This is a genomic window from Shewanella sp. (assembly GCF_051658185.1).
Classification (GTDB): domain Bacteria; phylum Pseudomonadota; class Gammaproteobacteria; order Enterobacterales; family Shewanellaceae; genus Shewanella.
Window position 1 is genome coordinate 1 of sequence record NZ_JBOFMC010000171.1, and the last position, 21,319, is coordinate 21,319.

At 48.4% G+C, this 21,319-nt stretch carries 14 protein-coding genes and 1 tRNA gene; 4 read left to right on the forward strand and 11 right to left on the reverse strand.

Annotated features, from left to right (window positions below; translation table 11 throughout):
- The 3 genes from ACRCZA_RS06985 to ACRCZA_RS06995 form a co-directional block, all read left to right on the forward strand.
- A partial coding sequence (locus tag ACRCZA_RS06985; RefSeq protein WP_438673734.1) for a toprim domain-containing protein occupies window positions 1–929 on the forward strand: 929 nt, incomplete at its 5' end.
- A gap of 136 nt (window positions 930–1,065) precedes the next feature.
- On the forward strand, window positions 1,066–2,910 hold the full coding sequence (gene rpoD, locus ACRCZA_RS06990) for an RNA polymerase sigma factor RpoD (protein WP_438673735.1): 1,845 nt from the start codon (window positions 1,066–1,068) through the stop codon (window positions 2,908–2,910).
- Between the two features lie 397 nt (window positions 2,911–3,307).
- Window positions 3,308–3,384: transfer RNA gene (locus ACRCZA_RS06995), tRNA-Ile, on the forward strand.
- Between the two features lie 422 nt (window positions 3,385–3,806).
- On the opposite strand, the gene ACRCZA_RS07000 is transcribed toward ACRCZA_RS06995, so the two are convergent.
- Window positions 3,807–5,927 (reverse strand): methyl-accepting chemotaxis protein, encoded by a 2,121-nt coding sequence (locus ACRCZA_RS07000; protein WP_438673736.1) that lies wholly within the window; start codon window positions 5,925–5,927, stop codon window positions 3,807–3,809.
- Between the two features lie 524 nt (window positions 5,928–6,451).
- On the opposite strand from ACRCZA_RS07000, the gene ACRCZA_RS07005 reads away from it, so the two are divergent.
- Entirely contained in the window at window positions 6,452–7,969 is a 1,518-nt protein-coding gene (locus ACRCZA_RS07005) for a peptide MFS transporter (protein ID WP_438673737.1), read from the forward strand.
- Window positions 7,970–8,132: 163 nt separating this feature from the next.
- Here the strand turns inward: ACRCZA_RS07005 and gabT are convergent, their stop codons facing one another.
- From gabT to ACRCZA_RS07055, 10 genes are all read right to left on the reverse strand, one after another.
- Entirely contained in the window at window positions 8,133–9,410 is a 1,278-nt protein-coding gene (gabT, locus tag ACRCZA_RS07010; RefSeq protein ID WP_438673738.1) for a 4-aminobutyrate--2-oxoglutarate transaminase, read from the reverse strand.
- Window positions 9,411–9,439: 29 nt separating this feature from the next.
- Window positions 9,440–10,888 carry an NADP-dependent succinate-semialdehyde dehydrogenase gene (gabD, locus tag ACRCZA_RS07015; protein ID WP_438673739.1) on the reverse strand — a complete coding sequence of 483 codons (1,449 nt, stop codon included), beginning with the start codon at window positions 10,886–10,888 and terminating at the stop codon, window positions 9,440–9,442.
- 60 nt (window positions 10,889–10,948) lie between these two features.
- Entirely contained in the window at window positions 10,949–12,235 is a 1,287-nt protein-coding gene (locus ACRCZA_RS07020; RefSeq protein ID WP_438673740.1) for an NAD(P)/FAD-dependent oxidoreductase, read from the reverse strand.
- 542 nt (window positions 12,236–12,777) lie between these two features.
- Window positions 12,778–13,593, reverse strand: coding sequence for an ABC transporter permease subunit (locus tag ACRCZA_RS07025; RefSeq protein WP_438673741.1), 816 nt, complete (start codon window positions 13,591–13,593; stop codon window positions 12,778–12,780).
- Window positions 13,590–14,495 carry an ABC transporter permease subunit gene (locus tag ACRCZA_RS07030; RefSeq protein WP_438673742.1) on the reverse strand — a complete coding sequence of 302 codons (906 nt, stop codon included), beginning with the start codon at window positions 14,493–14,495 and terminating at the stop codon, window positions 13,590–13,592. Before ACRCZA_RS07030 ends, ACRCZA_RS07025 begins: the two co-directional genes overlap by 4 nt.
- Window positions 14,492–15,628: a polyamine ABC transporter ATP-binding protein gene (gene potA, locus ACRCZA_RS07035; protein ID WP_438673743.1), complete on the reverse strand. Its 1,137-nt coding sequence runs from the start codon at window positions 15,626–15,628 to the stop codon at window positions 14,492–14,494. The genes ACRCZA_RS07030 and potA overlap by 4 nt, the downstream gene beginning before the upstream one ends.
- A gap of 175 nt (window positions 15,629–15,803) precedes the next feature.
- Window positions 15,804–16,904, reverse strand: a complete 1,101-nt coding sequence (locus ACRCZA_RS07040) for a polyamine ABC transporter substrate-binding protein (protein ID WP_438673744.1) — start codon at window positions 16,902–16,904, stop codon at window positions 15,804–15,806.
- An 841-nt stretch (window positions 16,905–17,745) separates the two neighbouring features.
- Complete coding sequence (locus ACRCZA_RS07045) at window positions 17,746–19,101, reverse strand: glutamine synthetase family protein (protein WP_438673745.1); 1,356 nt, start codon at window positions 19,099–19,101, stop codon at window positions 17,746–17,748.
- Window positions 19,102–19,103: 2 nt separating this feature from the next.
- Window positions 19,104–19,865, reverse strand: a complete 762-nt coding sequence (locus ACRCZA_RS07050; RefSeq protein ID WP_438673746.1) for a gamma-glutamyl-gamma-aminobutyrate hydrolase family protein — start codon at window positions 19,863–19,865, stop codon at window positions 19,104–19,106.
- A gap of 883 nt (window positions 19,866–20,748) precedes the next feature.
- Entirely contained in the window at window positions 20,749–21,297 is a 549-nt protein-coding gene (locus ACRCZA_RS07055) for a cupin domain-containing protein (protein ID WP_438673747.1), read from the reverse strand.
- Between the last annotated feature and the right edge of the window lie 22 nt (window positions 21,298–21,319).

A 21,319-nucleotide genomic window follows, 5' to 3' on the forward strand; every position in this document is an offset into this window, starting at 1 on the left:
TGGATGTTGTTGCTCTGGCTCAATATGGCGTGGACTACGCAGTGGCATCGCTCGGCACCTCTACCACCGCAGAACAATTCCAGTTATTGCTGCGCAGTGCCAAAGAAGTGATTTGCTGTTATGACGGTGACCGTGCCGGGACTGAAGCCGCGTGGCGGGCTTTAGAAACCGCATTGCCATTATTAAAGCCTGGCGATCGGGTACGTTTTATGTTTTTGCCTCAAGCTGAAGATCCCGATTCAATGGTTCGGAAAATTGGTAAAGAGGCATTCGAGCAACTGATGGACAGTGCCATCACCCTGCCCGAATTTTTGTTTGACACATTAGCGACTAAATTTGGTACCGATAAAGGTAATCTAGCCAAACAAGCCTTTGGCCTAATTGAAAAAATTCAAGATACTGTGTTGCAAAACCTCCTACTTGAGAACTTAGCTCACAAGTTAGGCATGAACAGCTCAGACGATATGAAGAAAAAACTGGGTTTTACGGTCAAACAACCTAAACCCACAGCAACAGCCGGACTCAAAGGACGCGGTACTCCCTTGCGACTCGCCGTCGCACTGCTAGTACAGCATCCCGAGCTGGGTATGGGCTTACCCCCACAACCGGCATTAAACCATTTGCAGATGCCAGGCATCGACTTGCTGCCACTGCTGCTCAATCTAACACGCGAGCAAAGGTTAAACAGTGCGCAGCTACTCGAACAATTTAGAGAGAGTCCCCACAGCGCGACACTCAATAAATTGGCTCAGTGGGACCATCAAGTCGCAGATGAAAACCTGGCTGAAAAATTTAAACAAACCCTCGTTTGGTTGAACAATCAATATATTGAACAACGATACCAGGAGTTGAGTCTCAAACAGACTCATACTAAAGAAGAAAAGATGCAGCTACAGAAGCTGATCTCGGTCATGAAAGGACTGAACTGAGACAAAAATGTCCTCATTCAGCATCCCTGTGACTAGCACAGATATGTGCACCCGGCTATAATTGACGATTTGTGCGGCACTTAGCTTTACGTTAACTGTCCGTCGTTGTAACAGTTTCCCAACTTGGATGATATCTATGGATCATACTCCGCAGTCGCAACTCAAGCTGTTGCTTGCCAAAGGTAAAGAGCAAGGTTACTTAACCTATGCAGAAGTGAACGATCACTTACCTGCAGACATGGTCGATTCCGACCAGATCGAAGATATTATCCAGATGATAAATGACATGGGTATTCGGGTATTCGAAGAGGCTCCCGATGCCGATGACATGATGATGTCGGAAGACAACACTGACGAAGATGCAGCAGAAGAAGCTGCCGCAGCCCTAGCCACAGTAGAAAGTGAGCTTGGCCGCACCACCGATCCCGTACGTATGTATATGCGTGAAATGGGTACCGTCGAGCTTCTGACCCGTGAAGGCGAAATTGTCATCGCCAAACGCATCGAAGAAGGCATCAATACCGTTCAAAGTTCAGTGGCCGAATACCCACAAGCGATCGCCATGATCCTTGAACAATTCGACCAGTACGAAGCCGACGAACTGCGCCTGTCTGATATTATCTCTGGATTTGTCAACCCTGATGAAGAAGATGTTGCTCCCACTGCAACCCACATTGGTTCTGAATTGTCGGATGAAGATCTTGACGATGAAGACGATGAAGATGAAGACGATGAAGAAGGTGGCGATGATGAAGACGATGACAACAAAGGTCCGGATCCTGAAGAAGCACGCGAGCGCTTTACTCAGTTAAGAACCGCCTATGAAAGTGCGCTGAAAATCATTGAAGCTAAGGGCCGTGAACACCCAGAATCAATCCGAGCGCTGTTTGAAATCGGGGAAATCTTCAAAGAATTCCGCCTCGTTCCTAAACAATTTGATCGTTTAGTCAAAAGCATGCGCTCGATGATGGATCGAGTACGTGTACAAGAGCGTTTGGTGATGAAGCTGTGCGTTGAGCAAGCTAAAATGCCGAAAAAGAATTTTGTTAAATTCTTTACGGGCAACGAAACCAACCTCGATTGGTTTAATGCAGAAAAAGCCTCAAACAAGCCTTATGCCGAAGGGTTAAGAATGGTTGAGGAAGACGTGCTCCGTTGCCGTAGCAAGCTGGCTGCCATCGAAGAAGAAACCGGCTTAGTCATTGCCGCGATTAAAGACATCAACCGTCGCATGTCCATTGGTGAAGCCAAAGCTCGCCGCGCGAAAAAAGAAATGGTTGAGGCAAACTTACGTTTGGTTATTTCTATCGCCAAGAAATACACCAACCGTGGTCTGCAATTCTTGGACTTAATCCAAGAAGGTAACATCGGCTTGATGAAAGCGGTAGATAAGTTTGAATACCGCCGTGGTTACAAGTTCTCGACCTATGCGACTTGGTGGATCCGTCAGGCAATCACCCGCTCTATCGCGGACCAAGCCCGCACGATCCGTATTCCAGTACACATGATCGAAACCATCAACAAGCTGAACCGTATCTCTCGCCAAATGCTACAGGAAATGGGCCGCGAGCCTTCGCCTGAAGAACTGGCAGAGCGTATGATGATGCCGGAAGATAAGATCCGCAAAGTACTGAAAATCGCCAAAGAACCGATCTCCATGGAAACCCCAATCGGTGATGATGAAGATTCGCATTTAGGGGATTTTATCGAGGATACCACCCTCGAATTACCACTGGACAGCGCCACCAGCGAAAGCTTAAAGAGCGCCACCCACGAGGTCTTAGCAGGCCTAACAGCCCGTGAAGCCAAAGTCCTGCGGATGCGTTTTGGTATCGATATGAATACCGACCACACGCTAGAAGAAGTGGGCAAACAATTTGACGTAACCCGTGAACGTATTCGTCAGATTGAGGCTAAGGCACTGCGCAAGCTGCGCCACCCTTCGCGCTCTGAGATCTTAAAGTCATTCTTAGACGAATAACCAAATATTCAATAGTTAACGCGTCACTCACACAAGCCCCGCCACCGTGCGGGGCTTGTTATTTCGCACCTGAACCCTGAAGAGACTCGAGCCGAACAGTGCGATACACCCTAGTCGCTAATATCCCCAATAGCTAACGATTATCCCCTAGTGCTAATATCGCCTAGCATTAATATCCCCTAGAATGAGTTAACCCCTGTCTATCCAGTGTTGGCGCCCCCCAGACTAACACAACCGAATGGATTCCACGCCTCAACGCACCCGAGGCTTGAGTGAATTGATTAACAGATAACCAATTGAATCAATAGCGTGAATTTCAAACCAAATCACGGGTGACAAGCGCTAGCAAGCTTAGTATACTTCCACCCGCTTTAGGTAATGACGATTACCTTTAGTCGGCCCCTTAGCTCAGTTGGTTAGAGCACACGACTCATAATCGTTAGGTCCACGGTTCAAGTCCGTGAGGGGCCACCACCCAATTCAACAAAAAAGCCCATTGTTTCAATGGGCTTTTTTGTATCTAATGCCAGCTTAACCATCAAGATCATCTTAGCTCTTGACCGTCAGCTATCGCGATTAGGCGCACCTAGGGAACAAATCGCACTGACATCGGTCTGCAAAGGTGAGCCTTGGTTAACTAAGAGGTTAACTAAAACGGGTCACATAACGACGATTCAAAGTAAGTGATGCCACACAAATGGCTTAGCGCTCAAGGCCTGACTCGGGCTACACAAACTTCATCGCGATAATAATATGCGCGCCCAACGTCCAACCAAGCCGCCAACGAGCAGCGGCAAGTTTGGTGACCCACTTGCCGACACATATACTCAACCTCGTTTTTCAGCCTAACATTTGAGGTGCGTTGTTAAACCTCGTTTTTGAGTCTAGGTGTCACATTAGGTTTTGAGCTTGGCAAGTTGCTGATGTTGCTGCTTGACTAAATCAGCCAATACCACACTGCTTTGTTGGGCTTGCCCCGCCAAACGGGCAAGTTCCGCGGCCGAATCGGATATGCCAGTGATATTACGATTAACCTCTTCAGTCACCGCACTTTGCTCTTCAGCTGCGGTTGCTATATGGGTGATCTGCGTGGAGATCTCTTCAACTTGACTGACCATCGCATTTAAAGATTGCAAGGCATGTTCGGTTTGCGATGCCGCCATTTGTGCCTGTTCAGCCCCTTTATCAATAATCGTTGAAGCGCTACTGACCTCTTTTTGCAGCGCATCAATCAGCACGCTGATATCATCGGTCGAACTCTGGGTTTTCGACGCCAAGGCTCTCACTTCATCAGCCACCACCGCAAAGCCCCGGCCTTGCTCCCCGGCTCTGGCCGCTTCAATGGCCGCATTGAGAGCCAGCAGGTTAGTTTGCGCGGCAATAGAACTTATCACCTCGAGGATCCGGCTGATGTTAGTACTGCTTTCGGCGACTTTACTGACCGCGTCTTTGGCCTGAATCGACTCTTTCGACATGGTCGCAACATAGCCCATGGCTTTGCTCAGGCGTTGTTCACTCTCATGAATATTGCGTGACATTGCTTCAGTCTCCACCGCCGTTTGCTCAGAGGCTTTGGCTACGTCAAGCGCGGTTGCACTCATTTGATTGACGGCAGTGACCACACTTTCAATTTCACCATACTGGCGATGCACACTATCACGGGTAAGTTGGGCGATATGAGCAGATGATTGGCTTTCATCTTGCGAGCGACTGGCAAGCGTTTTTAGCTCAGAAATTAAATTTTTAAGCTTATAAATAAACGAATTAAAGCCTTTTCCTAGGGCAATAAGTTCGGCGTGAGTCTCTACCTCTATCGATTGCGTCAAGTCGCCTTCGGCACTGGCTAAATGCTCAACCCGGCCTTGGATCATCTTCAAAGGTGCAATAATGCTGCGGATCACGAGACTAATAATCATCACCGCCACCAAGGACACGGCCAGGCCGATAACGATCATATTCGTCCCGAGGGAGCTCACCTTCTCTTCCATTTGCTGATTTAGTGCAATAGCGCTGGCATAAGCCTGTGTTTGTGGCACTTGAATCACCAGCGACCACTGTGTATTTGCTAGAGGAATATCAATGGGATAAGCAACAATAATCTCGTTATCATTGAGCAGGTAACGTTCATTTTTATGTAGCGACATCAGTGTGGAGGCTAACGACGCACTGACGGACTCTGATAATGGCCGCGCTTTTTTATCATAATGGCTAGCGGCGACCACTAAACCACGACTGCTTAACAAGGTCACCTTGGCTTGGCCGTCGTAAAGACTCTTGGATAACTTATCAATCAATACTTGAAATATCGGTAAATTGACATCAATCCCCACGACACCAATAAATTGTTGGTGCTTAAGCACTGGTACGGTTAATGAGGTAAGTAACACGCTATTCCCTGGAGTGACTTGATAGAGATACGGTTCCATTAAACAGGGTTTTAAGGTTTCTTTGCCACACAGATACCATTCAGCATCTCTGATCCCAAACTCATTCACCGATGTAATATATTTTTCTGCAGAATCATCTACTTGGCTATGCGACACACTCCCGTCATCATTGCGAATGTAATAAACCTCTAAGGCTCCTGATGAAAAAACACTATGAGTGTTCTGCTGATGTAAAAATTCACTATCGAGGTTATCGTAACCATTGGCCTCAAATTGTGAGTAGATACTTGAAATTTGTTGGTTTTTCTTTAATACGGCCGCGACGGTCTGTTCGACCACATCGCGTTTTAAAGGGCTTTGCTCGGCCGAGCTTTCCAAGATCCCTGCTAACGAAAAGGGAACACGGTAAGATTCATTCATAAAACTGGCCACCATTTGGCCATATTCACCGGCGCGGGCTTCAAGTTTATCGCGAATTTCCCCGTTCAAGGTTTCTTGCACCTGCGCCGCTATCTGCTCATTTTGCTGCGAGAGGGTCGACCACAAACTGAGGGATAAAATAGCCACTATCGATAAAAACAATGCGGAGGTGATCCACAACAACTTAGTACTAATAGATAACTGCTTCATCTCATTCCCCAAAACATCTTAATATGACGAACATCATGACCCTAACAACTCGCGTCACTCACCACGCCAGCACCTTAGTACCAGAGGTTTATTCGAGCGCCGAGACGACCGACGACCAACACTCGTAAGCTCAAATGCTAAATCATTTGAGTCTATTTATGCTTTACAACTGACTGCACTTACTGCACTGACTTTGGCGTTTTCAGTGCGCTTTATCATCGCGCCAAACCACGGATCCTATCCCCCAAAAAACGCCCAAGCACGTGCCAATGCCAAGATAACAATTTGTTAAGCAGAAGCAATATATTAGGTTGATTTGATAATAAAAAATGAGCAATACAACACAAAAAACACTCTCTTTATAAGCTGGCCTGCAAGCAAAGGACTTAACGTTAACGGAATCCCGCGGACTTAATTGTAACAAAGTCTATTCTTTATCCATGCACCATTGGTTTAGCTGCATAATCGCCTTATACTTTTGCCCTTCAACGCAACACCACACAACAATAATGGAAACAAGCAATATGACTCTGGGTAGCACTCAGGTAAGTAAAACACATTCGTTTATGACGGTGTCACTTATCGAATTATGGGAACGTTTTGGTTATTACGGGATGCAAGCACTGATCGTGTACTTTATGGTGCAGCGTCTAGGTTTTGATGACTCCCGAGCCAACCTAGTGTGGAGTGCTTGTGCGGCACTGATTTATGTCTCCCCTGCGATTGGTGGTTGGGTTGGCGATAAAATTCTGGGCACGAAACGCACGATGTTGCTCGGTGCGGGGATTTTATCGGTCGGTTATGCCTTGATGACTGTGCCGACTGAAAACACTTGGTTTATGTTCTCTGCCCTTGGGGTCATTGTGGTCGGTAACGGCTTATTTAAGCCTAATGCCGGTAATTTAGTCCGTAAGATCTACGAAGGCGACGACTCTAAAATCGATAGCGCTTTTACCATCTACTATATGGCGGTAAACGTAGGTTCGACCTTCTCTATGCTGTTAACCCCTTGGATTAAGGATTATGTTAACGCTCAATACGGTCATGAATTTGGTTGGCACGCTGCGTTTGCCGTCTGCTGTGTGGGCTTACTCGTCGGTTTAGCTAACTATGCTTTAATGTATAAGAGTCTGGCCAATTATGGCTCTGAACCAGATACGCGCCCAGTGAACAAAAAGAGCCTTGCGATTGTGCTCATTCTGGCAGCGTTTTCAGTCGTGGCATCGGCCATTATTCTTGAATATGAAACGGTTGCTCGGGTGTTCGTGTATGCTGCGGGTGTTGCGGTATTAGGTATTTTCTTTCACTTAATTCGCACCAGTGAGCCAAGTGAACGTGCCGGACTTATCGCGGCGCTGATCCTCACCGTGCAAACGGTCTTCTTTTTTATCTTCTATCAGCAAATGTCCACCTCCCTCGCGCTATTTGCCCTGCGTAATGTTGATTGGGAATTCTATGTCTTTGGCAACCATTTATGGACTTGGTCCCCTGCCCAATTCCAAGCATTAAACCCGCTGTGGATTATGGTACTAAGCCCTGTGCTCGCCTGGAGTTATTCCTGGGCAGGGCGCCACAATAAGGATTTTTCCATTGCAGCTAAATTTGCCTTGGGGTTTGCCGTGGTTGCCGTAGGCTTTTTTATCTATGGCTTAGCCGGTCAATTTGCGGTCAATGGCAAAACCTCGTCGTGGATCATGATCTGGGGTTACGCGGCCTACTCCCTTGGAGAATTGTTAGTCAGTGGCCTTGGGTTGGCAATGATTGCCCGCTATGTGCCTGCTCGCATGGGCGGCTTTATGATGGGCGCCTATTTTGTGGCATCAGGGATCTCCCAGTACCTTGGCGGTGTGGTGGCCAACTTTGCCAGTGTGCCTCAAGATTTAGTCGACCCATTACAAACATTACCGGTGTATACCAGCCTATTCAATAAGTTAGGCATTGCCGCCGTAGTGTGTACCTTTATCGCCTTAGCAGTATTACCCTTAATGCGCCGCTTAACCGAAAGCCACCATGCCCACAGCAATGGCAACGCCGTTGCCTAACAGCCTAAAAACGAGAGGCTAGAGGCTCGCACATAAAACCCTCGGTGATAAACACAAAATGCCAGTCAGTGATGACTGGCATTTTTATGTGCGACTGACAGCTTAGTATGCTGAGCATTAAAGAAGGTGAGATAAAAGATAACCGCTGTTATCCGCAAAAACCTTAACGTTTAAACACGGCAGCAAAACTGGCTTGCAATATCTCAAGGCCAGCGTCAACTTGAGCGTCCGGCGCCGTTAAGGGCACTAAAATACGCAGCACATTGCCGTAAGTACCGCAAGATAACAAGATGAGCCCGCGGCTGCGCGCTTCGGCCAACACTTGCGCGCAATAGTGCGGTGCGGGCTTGCCGTCTTCCATCAGCTCAATGGCGATCATCGCGCCAAGGCCGCGCACATCGACAATCGGCGCGTACTCAGTCTGCATCCTCTGCAATGCCGCTTTCATCCGCAGTCCAAGCGCATTTGCCCGAGCTAATAGCTGCTCTTCTTCAAACACCTCTAATACCGCAAGAGCTGCGGCGCACGCTAAAGGATTCCCCCCATAGGTGCCCCCTAGGCCACCTGGCCCTATCGCATCCATCACCTCGGCGCGACCAGTAATGCCTGAGAGCGGAAAGCCACCCGCAATCGATTTCGCAAAGGTGGTGATATCCGCCGCCACGCCCATGTGCTCCATGGCAAAAAAAGTGCCTGTGCGGCCAGCGCCCGTTTGCACTTCATCGGCGATAAGTAGGATACCTTCGCGGTCACACAAGGCACGTAACCGTTGCATAAAGGCAGGCGAAGCGGCATAAAAACCGCCCTCGCCCTGAACGGGCTCAAGAATAATGGCGGCGATATCACAAGGCTCTGCATCATTTTTAAAGATACGTTCAATCGAGGCCATCGCATCATCATCCGATACGCCCTGCAGCGCGCAGGGGAACTCGGCGCGAAACACATTGGCCGTCATCAACCCCATGCCCTTACTGTAGGGCGCCACCTTACCGGTGAGCGCCAATGCCGCCATTGTGCGGCCATGATAGCCCGAGGTAAACGCGATGACGCCAGCGCGTTTGGTATAGGCGCGCGCCACTTTGACCGCATTTTCGACAGCCTCAGAGCCACTGGTAAATAATGCGGTTTTTTTAGCAAAGTCGCCGGGCACCAGTTGATTTAACTTTTCGCAGACTTGGATATAACTCTCGTAGCCGAGCACCATAAAACAAGTGTGGGAAAAATGCTCAAGCTGAGCCGCCACCGCCGCCTTCACCTTGGGGTGCAAGTGGCCAGTATTGAGCACAGCAATCCCCCCGGCAAAATCGATAAACTCGCGGCCTTCCACATCCCAGACGGTCGCATTCTCGGCGCGCGCAGTAAAAATCGGGTGAATTTGCCCGACCCCCGGAGCGACCGCCGCTTGGCGGCGAGCCATCAATGATTCATTCGTTAGTGTCATTTCATCTTCCTCACGCCAAAGCTGCCGTCTTAAACGGACATGCAGATATATTTAATTTCAAGATACTCTTCAATGCCAAACTTCGACCCTTCACGCCCGAGTCCAGAGGATTTGATGCCGCCAAAGGGCGCGACCTCGGTTGAAATCAACCCCGTATTGACGCCAACCATGCCGTATTCCAAGGCCTCAGCAACTTTCCACACCAGTGAGATATCTCGGCCATAAAAATAGGCAGCCAAACCAAACTCAGTATCATTGGCCTGCTTTATCACCTCATCGACATCGCTAAATTTAAACAGTGGCGCAAGCGGGCCAAAGGTTTCTTCCCGAGCGACCCGCATGCTCTTATCAACATTGACGAGCACGGTTGGCTCAAAAAAATTGCCGCCAAGCGCATGGGGTTTGCCCCCCACCAGCACATGGGCCCCCTTAGTCAACGCATCATCAAGGTGACTTTGCACTTTTGCCACTGCGGCGGGGTTGATGAGCGGCCCGGTGGTCACACCGTCGGCGATGCCCTCCCCGACCTTCAGCTTGCTCACTGCTACGCTAAGTTTTTGAGCAAATTCATCATAAACCTGCTCCTGCACATAAATCCGATTGGCGCAGACACAGGTTTGCCCCGCATTACGGTATTTCGCGATCATCGCCCCTTCAACCGCGGCATCGATATTGGCATCGTTAAACACAATAAATGGCGCATTGCCGCCTAATTCTAAAGACAATTTTTTCAGGGTCGGCGCGCATTGAGCCATGAGTTTGATGCCGATTTGCGTCGAGCCGGTAAAGGACAATTTGCGCACCACGGGGTTACTGCACATTTCATTACCAATGGCGATAGCATCCCCTGTGATCACGCTAAATACCCCCGGCGGGATCCCCGCCCGCTCGGCAAGCTCAGCTAAGGCGAGTGCGGTAAACGGGGTTTGCGGCGCAGGCTTAACCACCATAGTGCAGCCAGCCGCCAACGCGGGAGCCGCCTTGCGGGTGATCATCGCCGCAGGGAAATTCCACGGGGTTATCGCGGCAGTGACCCCCACGCCCTGTTTGATCACCAGCAAACGTTTATCCCCTTGATGGCCTGGGATGGTATCGCCGTAGACACGTTTTGCCTCTTCAGCAAACCATTCAATAAACGAGGCGGCATAAGTCACCTCCCCTTTTGCCTCAGTGAAGGGCTTGCCCTGCTCGGTGGTCATTAACAGAGCAAGGTCGTCACTGTGGAGATTTAACAGTTCAAACCAGCGCCGTAATTTAGCCCCACGCTCTTTGGCCGTTAGCGCGCGCCATGCTGGCAGCGCAGCCTCCGCCGCCTTTATCGCGGCAGCCGTTTCGAGTTGCCCCATCACCGGCACATGACCAATCACCGCCCCTGTGGCAGGATTGGTGATTGCGACCGTTTCTTGGGACTGCGCATCACACCAAACACCGTTGATATAACATTGGTGCCGTAACAAACTTGGATCTTTTAACAACACAAGGACGCCCTCACAGCAAGGAGGCAGCCAACTGCCTCGTATAAACCAAACAGAAACCGCCTACACCCCTAATTTGTCTCTGAGGGTGTAGTACCAAGCGCCAATCGCACTAAAAGGCACACGCAATGCATGCCCACCGGGGAACGGATAATGAGGTAGCGCCGCGAAGGCATCGAAGCGTGTCGCTTGACCATTGAGCATTTCAGCCAACAACTTGCCCGCAAGATGGGTGTATGTCACGCCGTGACCACTGCACCCCTGTGAATAGTAGATATTGTGACCAATCCGCCCAACCTGAGGCAACCGCGATAAGGTTAGGAGGAAATTGCCGGTCCAGGCGTAGTCGATCTTCACCCCTTTTAATTGCGGGAAGGTTTTCAGCATATTGGGCACGATAATGGACTCAATATCCGCAGGATCCCTCGCGCCATACACCACGCCGCCACCATAAATCAAACGCTTATCCGCGGACAGCCGGAAGTAATCAAGCAGATAATTACAGTCTTCAACACAGTAGTCTTGGGGCAATAAACTCGCCGCCACCGTTTCCCCCAAAGGCTCAGTGGTGATCACTTGGGTGCCGCAGGGCATAGATTTGGCCTGCAACTCTGGCATTAATTTGCCTAAATAAGCATTGCCCGCCACCACCACAAATTTTGCCTTGACGCAGCCCTTCGCGGTATGGACCACAGGACTTGCACCTTCCTCAATCCGCAGCACTGCAGAATCCTCAAAAATCCGGCCGCCAAGGGATTCAACCGCCCGCGCCTCACCTAAGGCTAAATTAAGAGGATGAATATGCCCGCCACTTTTATCGAGCATCCCACCGACATAGCGCTCAGTATTGACTACAGCACGGATGCCCTGAGCGTCGAGCAGCTCAAGCTGATTAAGGTGACCGTGGCTTTCCCATAATTGTTTTTGATGACGTAAATGCCCCATTTGCTTGTCATTCATCGCCGCAAACACGCCACCGTCTTTGAGATCGCATTGGATCTGGTATTTCGCGATACGGTCGCGAATAATTTTGCCGCCCTCAAAGGCCATTTGACCAAAGAGTTTTGCCTGAGCCTTGCCGACGGTTTTTTCAATAACATCAATATCGCGGCTATAGCTATTGACGATCTGCCCACCATTACGGCCAGAGGCACCCCAGCCGATCCGAGCGGCCTCAAGGATCACAACACTCATCCCAGACTCTAATAAATGCAACGCAGCGGAAAGCCCGGTATAGCCCGCACCAATGATACAAACATCGGCTGCTATCGATTCTTCTAAGCGCGCACGTTCAATTTTATCGTTAGCCGATGCGGCATAATATGATCCAGCATGGGGTATGGCAGACATGATGATCCCTTGAATTCTAATGTTCATTATTTTAAACAGCTAACCCATGCTACACCTTAGAAAAGTGAAACACTAGCCACTGAAGCATAATAATTTACATTTATGTTTGATATATTAAACGCGCAATTAACACCAGTTGACATCGATTAACTGCGTCAGAATAGGAACACTGAAGGGAAAATAACAAATGAAGCGCAAAGCAGGCTAACGCTGCTAGCTTGAAAGACCGCCTGCAAAGGCCTAAGAGCACAGCATTAAGCATTAAGCCCTTAACAAAATAACCCGTAACGGATGTTTTAACCCCAGCGCCTTAAACACTGAGTTTTTACATGCCAAGATGTTAACAGCTTAAGTCTTGGGTAAATACACTTAGGTTAAACACTCAAGCCTTGATTCATAAGACGTTAGCTATCGAAAACCTAGCTATCTACACCCAATTTATCAACACCTTATTTGTAATAGCTTACATAAAACTGCGCAGGCAAAGTTTGCGCTTGAGCATGGCCTTGATGAACAAGGCCATGCCCTTATACGACGCGGCCTTAATTTAAAGGCATCTTCTCACGCTTTTCTGCTCTCCTCGCCATATACCAGGACAAGAAAGCAATTAACGACACACACAAAATGATCAGCGTTGCCAAGGCGTTAATCTTAGGTGACACCCCAAGGCGCACAGATGAAAACACCACCATCGGCAATGTCGTGGCTCCTGGGCCTGAAGCAAAGCTTGCGATCACTAAGTCATCAAGAGATAAGCTAAAAGACAACAACCAACCCGCCATTAATGCCGGAGAAATCATCGGCACAGTGATCAGGAGGAAGGTCTTGAGCGGTGTCGCCCCTAAGTCCATCGCCGCCTCTTCAATTGAGCGATCAAGCTCTCGTAACCGGGAAGAAACCACCACCGCCACATAGGCTGCACAGAAGGTCGAATGGGCAATCCAGACCGTTACCATACCACGCTGCTGCGGCCAACCTAAGAGATCGGCCATGTGTACAAATAATAGGAGCAATGACAAACCGGTGATGACCTCAGGCATAACCAAGGGCGCGGTGATCATATTGGAGAGGGTCAGTTTGGCCCATGAGCGCTTAAAACGCGTCATGACAAATGCCGCCATCGTGCCGATGACCACCGCCATGGTGGAGCTATAAAAGGCGATTCGCAAACTGGTCCATACCGCATCCAATATCTGCTGATCGGCAAATAGCTCACCATACCATTTAGGGGAAAATCCCCCCCACACCGTCACCAACTTAGAGGCGTTGAAGGAATAAATCACGAGGATGAGCATTGGGGCGTATAAAAAGATCAGCCCCACCCACAACATCACCGAAGAAAAACTCAGTTTTTTCATAGGTCTTTCTCCAAAGTACGCGCCTGATGACGATGGAATAAGGTAATAGGAATAATTAAGAGTGCTAACATCACAATCGCTAACGAAGACGCAACTGGCCAGTCTCGGTTATTAAAGAATTCCTGCCATAACACTTTACCTATCATCAAGGAATCCGGGCCGCCAAGTAACTCAGGGATCACAAATTCGCCGACTGCGGGAATGAATACCAACATCGAACCGGCAATCACCCCACTTTTTGACAGCGGGAAGGTAATTTTCCAGAAAGTATTAATGCGGCTCGAACCCAAATCCGAAGCCGCCTCAATCAAGCTCATGTCCATCTTCACCAACGTGGCGTACAAGGGCAGGATCATAAAGGGCAGATAGGCATAGATAATCCCAATATAAACCGCAAGATTGGTGTTTAAGATCTGTAATGGCTCAGAAATAACGCCCAACCATATCAATGTATTATTAATAATTCCGGTGTTGCTTAATAATCCCATCCACGCATACACCCGAATTAAAAACGAGGTCCAAGAGGGCAGCATCACCAATAACAACAACACCGTTTGCATCCGTGCAGGTGCACGTGCAATGGCATAGGCCATGGGATAACCGATGATTAAACAACCGAGCGTTGAAATCAGCGCAGTCTTCAGGGAACTGAGATACGCCATGTAATAAAGCGAATCATCTAGCAATATGAGATAGTTGCCTAGATGAACAAAAATATTGAGCACTTGATCAGCGTACTGAAACATCGGCTCGTAGGGCGGAATAGCGATCGCCGCCGTTGAAAAACTGATCTTAAGTACTATCGCAAAGGGCAATGCAAAAAACAGCAGCAACCACACATAGGGGAAACCTATGGTCAAGTGCCGTCCCTTAAACCATTTGATTTTTGACGGTTTCTTCATGATCTCAACACCACGCCACTGGTGTCCTCCCAACTGATGAACACTTCGTCACCCCATGTGGCATGATCGGCACGGCGCTCACGGTTTGTCATACTGCACTGGACAATTTGACCGTTCTCTAAACGGATGTAATACACTGAAATCCCGCCTAAATAAGCGATATCATCCACGACACCCTTGGCCCAGTTATATGCGCCTTCAGGCTGCTCACGACTGATAATGGTCTTTTCAGGGCGCACCGCCAACCACACATGTTTATCTTCAACGTTAGTAGTAACCCCGTAGCCCACATAAAAAGATTGGGGCAGATTACTTGGTTTAATGATCACATGGTCGACTTCATCGACTTCAATCTCGCCGCTAAACAGGTTCACAGAACCAATAAACTCCGCAATCATGCGGCTATTGGGGCTTTCGTAGATGTCCATTGGCGAGCCAGTTTGGGCAATCCAGCCATCACACATAATCGAAATGCGCCCCGCCATGGTCATGGCTTCTTCCTGATCGTGGGTCACCATCACGCAGGTCACGCCGACACGCTCAAGGATTTCAACGACTTCTAATTGCATCTGGGTGCGCAATTTTTTGTCCAAAGCTCCCATCGGCTCATCGAGTAACAATAATTTGGGGCGTTTAGCCAAGGACCGTGCTAGCGCTACACGTTGACGCTGGCCGCCGGATAATTGGTGGGGTTTACGCTTAGCATATTGCTCCATATGCACCAGCTTGAGCATTTCCTGAACTCGCTGCTCAATTTCAGCCTTAGGTAATTTATCTTGCTTTAGACCAAAGGCGATATTTTGTGCCACCGTCATGTGGGGAAACAACGCATAGGATTGAAACATCATATTGATAGGGCGCTCGTAGGGCGGCAAATCGGTGATGTCTTCACCTTCTAAATAAATCCGCCCCGATGTTGGCTTCTCAAAACCGGCCAACATCCGCAAAAGGGTGGACTTGCCTGAGCCTGAACCACCAAGCAAGGCGAAAATTTCACCTTTGTTGATCGTCAAAGACACATCATCCACTGCACGAACATCGTCAAATAACTTACTTACCCGCTCAATCTTGAGCAGTACTTTTTCTTGCGTCTTTGTTGTCGGTTTATTAGTGACGCCCGAGGTGCTTGCCATAGTACTTCTCCATCCCCAGGTTGCTACGCCATGGCATGCTACGCTGAGGATTTACACAATAAATGAATAGATGCTAACGCTCGTTATCGGTTTAACATAAAATTTAAACCGCCCAGCGGAGTAATTTATCGCCGCTTAACTCAAAAAAGGGCAAGACAAGCTTGCCCTCACAGGGTTATTGACCTGACTTCACTTTGCTCCAGACACGGGTGAGCACGCGCTGAATTTTTAACGAGCGGATCTCGCCGATATATAATTTATCTAATACTGCTTGAGATGGATAAATACCGGGATCCGTGCGAACCGCTTCATCCACTTTAGCTTGCGCCGGGACGTTAGGGTTGGCATAAGAGACATAGTTGGTGATCTCAGCGATCACCTCTGGACGCAGTAAGTAGTTAATCATTTTGTGTGCGTTTTCAACGTTAGTCGCATCCGCGGGGATGGCTAACATATCAAACCACAGGTTAGCGCCCTCTTTAGGAATGGAGTAACCAATCTTATTCCCTTTCCCCGCCTCATCGGCGCGGGTTCTGGCTTGTAATACGTCACCGGAAAATCCATAGGCCACGCAAATGTCACCATTGGCTAAATCGGTAATGTAACGCGATGAATGGAAATAGGTCACATAAGGACGAATTTTCTCAAGCAATTCACCTGCTTTTTCGTAATCTTCCGCTTTGGTGCTGTTAGGATCTAACCCTAAATAAATCAGGGCTTGAGGCACCATATCATCGGCAGAATCCAGCATCGCAAAGCCACATTTTGAAATTTTCTCGGCGTATTTAGGGTTAAACATCAACTCGAGAGAATCCAGCGGCGCGTCCTCACCCAATACGGCTTTGACCTTATCAATATTGTAACCAATACCGTTGGTTCCCCATAAATAAGGCACCGCATATTGATTACCCGGATCGGCCTTTTCCAAAAGCTTCATCAGCGCAGGATCGAGGTTATTAAAATTGGTTAGCTTAGCGCGATCTAAGGGTTTAAAGGCACCCGCTTTAATTTGCTTGGCCAAAAAATGATTAGAAGGGACCACAATGTCGTAACCGCTACGGCCAGACAACAACTTAGCTTCGACCACTTCGTTGCTGTCAAACACGTCATAAACGACGCGAACGCCAGTTTCTTTTTTAAAGTTTTCTAAAGTGTTTTCAGCAATATAATCGTTCCAATTATACATGCGCACCACTTCTTCGGCTTGAGCGGCGACACCGGTGAAGGCTGACGCCGTCACTAAAGCCAATGTGGTCATTTTATTAAATAGCTTCATGCTTTCTCCTTTCTCAGGTAGCAAAATTGCCTGTAACAATTTTGAATTGTGTCACCGCCCCACTGCACGGTTATTGTTGTTATTGTCGACTAATGCTACAGCTTAAAAACCGCATCGACAGTTTTTACAGCACGATTTTTACAGCACGACTCGCACGCGTTTGCCCAAAGATGCTGCCATTTGTCGGTATCAGATTTCATGCCAAATTAGTCATTTTACGTGAATGAAATATCAAACACCTTAATGAGCCCGCAATAAAACCTCTACATATTGCAACAATATGGCAAATGCCTCAAGTCCCTAATGCAACTGCTGAAAAATCTAAATGAAGTATTTTTTAATCTGACAAACAAACAGTTAGCCAAAGAAGCGATAACACCTAACCCGATAAAGCCCCGTTGGAACGCCAAACCATTACAGATAAAATGTCACTAAGCGATCCGCAAAATCCCCATGAGTGAAATAAAACAGCTAAAAGTGCATAAAACCTCAACAACCACTGCACTAAACCGAGACAGGTAAGTGTCTACACGCATGCCCGATAGCCCCTTAAATCTACATAGCCGCTAAATTTAAATGGCCCCTAAATCTAAATGGCCTTTAAGCTCAGTTCGCCGCCAAACACAGTCACATGTACTGCTGGGCCGATACGAGGCTTGCCATGTCATCAGCGCACCATTTTAGGGCCTGTCACCGCACCAAATGAGTGCAACACGTTGGCGATAACTCCTTGAACCCCTTGGCAAGAACTGTTGCCAAGACCTAGGTTTTGCAGTGCTATCCCCGCAAAACCTACTGATTAACGCCTTCGCCAGCGCAGCATTGGGCCGCGCTTAGCCAATTACACGCTGAGTAATAAAAACTCACGTTCCCAAGAACTCACCACACGGCGGAAATTCTCAAGCTCTGCCTGCTTCACGGCCACAAACCCCGTTGTAAAAGCCTCACCTAAGTATTCCTTACAGGCATCGCTTTCCTCCATGGCCGCCAACGCTTCTTCAAGGGTCAGAGGTAAGCAGTGGGGATTATTGCTGCGACTTTCGTTAGATTTACCCTGGACCGGCGTCGAAGGTTTTAGTTTTTCAACCATGCCGATATAACCACACAATAAACTCGCGGCTATGGCTAAATAACAGTTGGCGTCTGCACCGGGAATACGGTTTTCAATCCGGCGATTCTGTGGTGATGACTCAGGAATACGCAAACCACAGGTGCGGTTTTCAACGCCCCACTCGAGGTTGACGGGTGCCGAGGTGCCAGGCAAAAAGCGGCGGAAGGAGTTTGCATTGGGTGCCATCAATGGCAGCAACTCCGGAATAAACTTCTGCAATCCGGCGATATAGCTTAAAAATAGCGCGCTTTGGGTGCCATCTTCATTGGTAAAGATATTTTTACGCGTCTCTTTATCAATCACGCTCTGGTGAATATGCATGGCACTGCCAGGCTCATCCGTAACCGGTTTTGCCATAAATGTGGCGCACACATTGTGTTTTAACGCCGCTTCGCGCAGCGTGCGTTTAAAAATAAAGACTTGATCAGCAAGTGATAATGCATTCCCATGGCAGAAATTAATCTCCATTTGCGCCGGACCGTCTTCATGGATCAGGGTATCAATATCGAGGCCTTGCAGCTCACACCAATCATACATGTCTTCAAACAGAGGGTCGTATTCGTTAGCCGCATCAATTGAAAAGGATTGACGTCCCGCCTCAGGGCGGCCTGAGCGGCCAATGGGCGGCTTAAGGGGTAAATCATGGTCGTCGCTGCGCAGGGTCAAGTAAAACTCCATCTCCGGCGCAATCACGGGTTCCCAGCCTTGTTCATCATACAAGGATAAGACTTTTTTCAACACGTTACGTGGTGATAGCTCAATGGGATTGCCCATTCTATCGTAACAGTCGTGGATCACCTGCGCGGTGGCTTCAACTGTCCATGGCAACATAAACACCGCGTTTTCATCCGGCATACACACAAAATCAATGTCCGCATGATCAAGCAGGCTGTAATAGATTTCTTCATCCACGTAATCGCCGGTCACTGTTTGCAACAGCACACTTTCAGGTAAACGCATGCCCTTTTCATCGAGAAACTTATCGACAGGGGCAATTTTACCGCGGGCAATACCCGTCATATCACAAATAACACATTCGACTTCTGTGATTTTTCGTTCTTTTAAAAAAGCAATGAGCTTATTCATTTTTATTTCACTCGAGTTGTCGCCCTGCGTCGGCATGCGTCACCGAAGGCATTGAAAATAGACAGGTAAAATGGGTTATCCCCCACCTTCCATTCCGGATGCCATTGCACACCTAGGGCAAATTCTTTAGAACCAATAACGGAGAAAGCCTCCACCAAACCATCAGGAGCATAAGCTTCTGGCCGCAACCCTTCCCCAAGACGCTCCACCCCTTGGGTATGCACAGAGTTCACCTCTGCAGAGTCACGGCCCCATGCCTCGTAAATGACCCCCCCAGGCTCAACAGTAATACTGTGTGCAGGCCCATATTGCACCGCTAAAGCAGCGTTTTTATCTTCTCGATGTTCAATATAACTCCCCACCAGATGTAACTTTTGATGCAGACTGCCACCAAAAGCGACATTCATTTCTTGAAAACCCCGGCAAATACCTAATACCGGAACGCCGGCAGCAATGGCGGCCTTGATCAGCGGCAAGGTAGTCGCATCGCGTTTAGGATCGTGATGCGTACCGGGTTCACTCGGCTGACCGGCATACAGATGGGGCTCCACATTCGAAGGAGAACCGGTAAACAAAATACCGTCGAGGCGGGCTAAGATAAGTTCAATGGGCACATTCATTCCCAGTGAGGGAATGACCAAGGGCCAACCCTTAGCCCCATTCACCACACCTAAAAGGTATTTTTCACCGACAATATTAAAAGGATGTGCACCTAATTGTTGATTACAAGCAACAACACCTATGAGGGGTAACTCGACCGACATATTTCACCTTAGGGGGTTCATGTTACTAGCATAACGAACACTTTATGTTTAAATGTTCATTTTTTCACACAGTACACCGAATTTTATCCCTAAGCAAGAGGTTAAGCACTTGTTACGCGCGCATCCCAAAACAAACCAAGCTGGTACAAATACAATCCCAATATAACAATGTGTTAGCACTTATTTGAGCCACTGACAGGCCGTGACGTCCTTAAAATCCTGCGTCTAACAATGCGCTGACATCACCAAAACCCAAATTCACCCCTGCTAACAGGCGGATTTTTGACCAAAATTATTTACATGGCAATCGCGCCAGCCTATTGCCTTCAAGAGCCAGACATTCAAGAGCCAAACCTTCAAAAGCCAGAGCTTCTAGAGTCAGGTCTGCAAACTCTTGGCCAACGCGCTTCAAATCTCTTGTCCGGCTAGCTCAACCCCTTTGACCGACAAGAAATAGCTGATGGCAAAGTGGCAAAGTGATAAGACCATCGTGGATGACGGCCAGAGGCACTCATGCTTTAAGCGCCATGGGACAAATAGCCCGCTAAGCTTTACGGCGCCAGCGCAGCCCTTAACGACAGTTGAAGATGGTTACTTCAGGCCGATGTGGATGTCACTGAAGGTGAGCGTGGCTTAAAGGCGGGCCGCAGTGTAAAGGCCAGCTGTGGGTTAAAAGCGGGCCGCAGTGTAAAGGCCGACTACGGTTTAAAGGCAATGACAGTAAAAACGGTGGTGTAGTTTAGAGGAGGTAACTGTGGTTTAACGGCTGCTGTGGTTTGACGGCGACTGTGGTTTGACGACTGTTGTGGCTTAACACCACTGACGGGGTCATGCCCTGTAAACCACCCCACTGCAATTAGAGGTGATTTAAGGAAATGCAGTATTAGAAATTCGCCGGGGTGGTTGCGCTTACCAACAGGCAAGGTTCATCAAAGGGATTACGAAACCTGTGGGGTAATTCACTATTAAAGTAATAGCTATCCCCTGCGGCGATAATATACACCTCATCCCCCACGGTCAGCTCCAATCGACCTTGGATCACCATCGCCGCCTCTTCCCCCTCGTGGCGTAGCATTTCTTCGCCAGTATCGGACCCCGGTGGATAGGTTTCACTCATCACCGACATCGCACGATTGGGATAATCACGACCGATGAGTTTAAACTCCAAGGGCCCTGTGCCAATATCTAACAATTCATCCGCACGATACACCACCTTAGGCTCTGACTCCGGTGAAGCTTCAATTGAGAAAAAATCAACCAAAGACATAGGGATCCCCGACAGCACCTTTTTTAAAGAGCTGACCGATGGACTAACGCTGTTTTTTTCGATCATCGAAATCGTACTGTTAGTCACACCGGCACGTTTAGCCAACTCTCTCTGAGATAAGCCTTTCATTTTTCTAACAGTTTTTAAACTGGCGCCAATATCCAATTTTTATATCTCCCTAAAGATT

Bases quoted from the DNA above. Each gene is read 5' to 3' on its own strand.
- ACRCZA_RS07000 (WP_438673736.1), bottom strand. From the start codon at position 5,927: ATGAAGCAGTTATCTATTAGTACTAAGTTGTTGTGGATCACCTCCGCA.
- rpoD (WP_438673735.1), top strand. From the start codon at position 1,066: ATGGATCATACTCCGCAGTCGCAACTCAAGCTGTTGCTTGCCAAAGGT.
- ACRCZA_RS07045 (WP_438673745.1), bottom strand. From the start codon at position 19,101: ATGAATAAGCTCATTGCTTTTTTAAAAGAACGAAAAATCACAGAAGTC.
- ACRCZA_RS07030 (WP_438673742.1), bottom strand. From the start codon at position 14,495: ATGAAGAAACCGTCAAAAATCAAATGGTTTAAGGGACGGCACTTGACC.
- gabT (WP_438673738.1), bottom strand. From the start codon at position 9,410: ATGACACTAACGAATGAATCATTGATGGCTCGCCGCCAAGCGGCGGTC.
- ACRCZA_RS07040 (WP_438673744.1), bottom strand. From the start codon at position 16,904: ATGAAGCTATTTAATAAAATGACCACATTGGCTTTAGTGACGGCGTCA.
- ACRCZA_RS07020 (WP_438673740.1), bottom strand. From the start codon at position 12,235: ATGTCTGCCATACCCCATGCTGGATCATATTATGCCGCATCGGCTAAC.
- ACRCZA_RS07050 (WP_438673746.1), bottom strand. From the start codon at position 19,865: ATGTCGGTCGAGTTACCCCTCATAGGTGTTGTTGCTTGTAATCAACAA.
- potA (WP_438673743.1), bottom strand. From the start codon at position 15,628: ATGGCAAGCACCTCGGGCGTCACTAATAAACCGACAACAAAGACGCAA.
- ACRCZA_RS07005 (WP_438673737.1), top strand. From the start codon at position 6,452: ATGACTCTGGGTAGCACTCAGGTAAGTAAAACACATTCGTTTATGACG.
- ACRCZA_RS07025 (WP_438673741.1), bottom strand. From the start codon at position 13,593: ATGAAAAAACTGAGTTTTTCTTCGGTGATGTTGTGGGTGGGGCTGATC.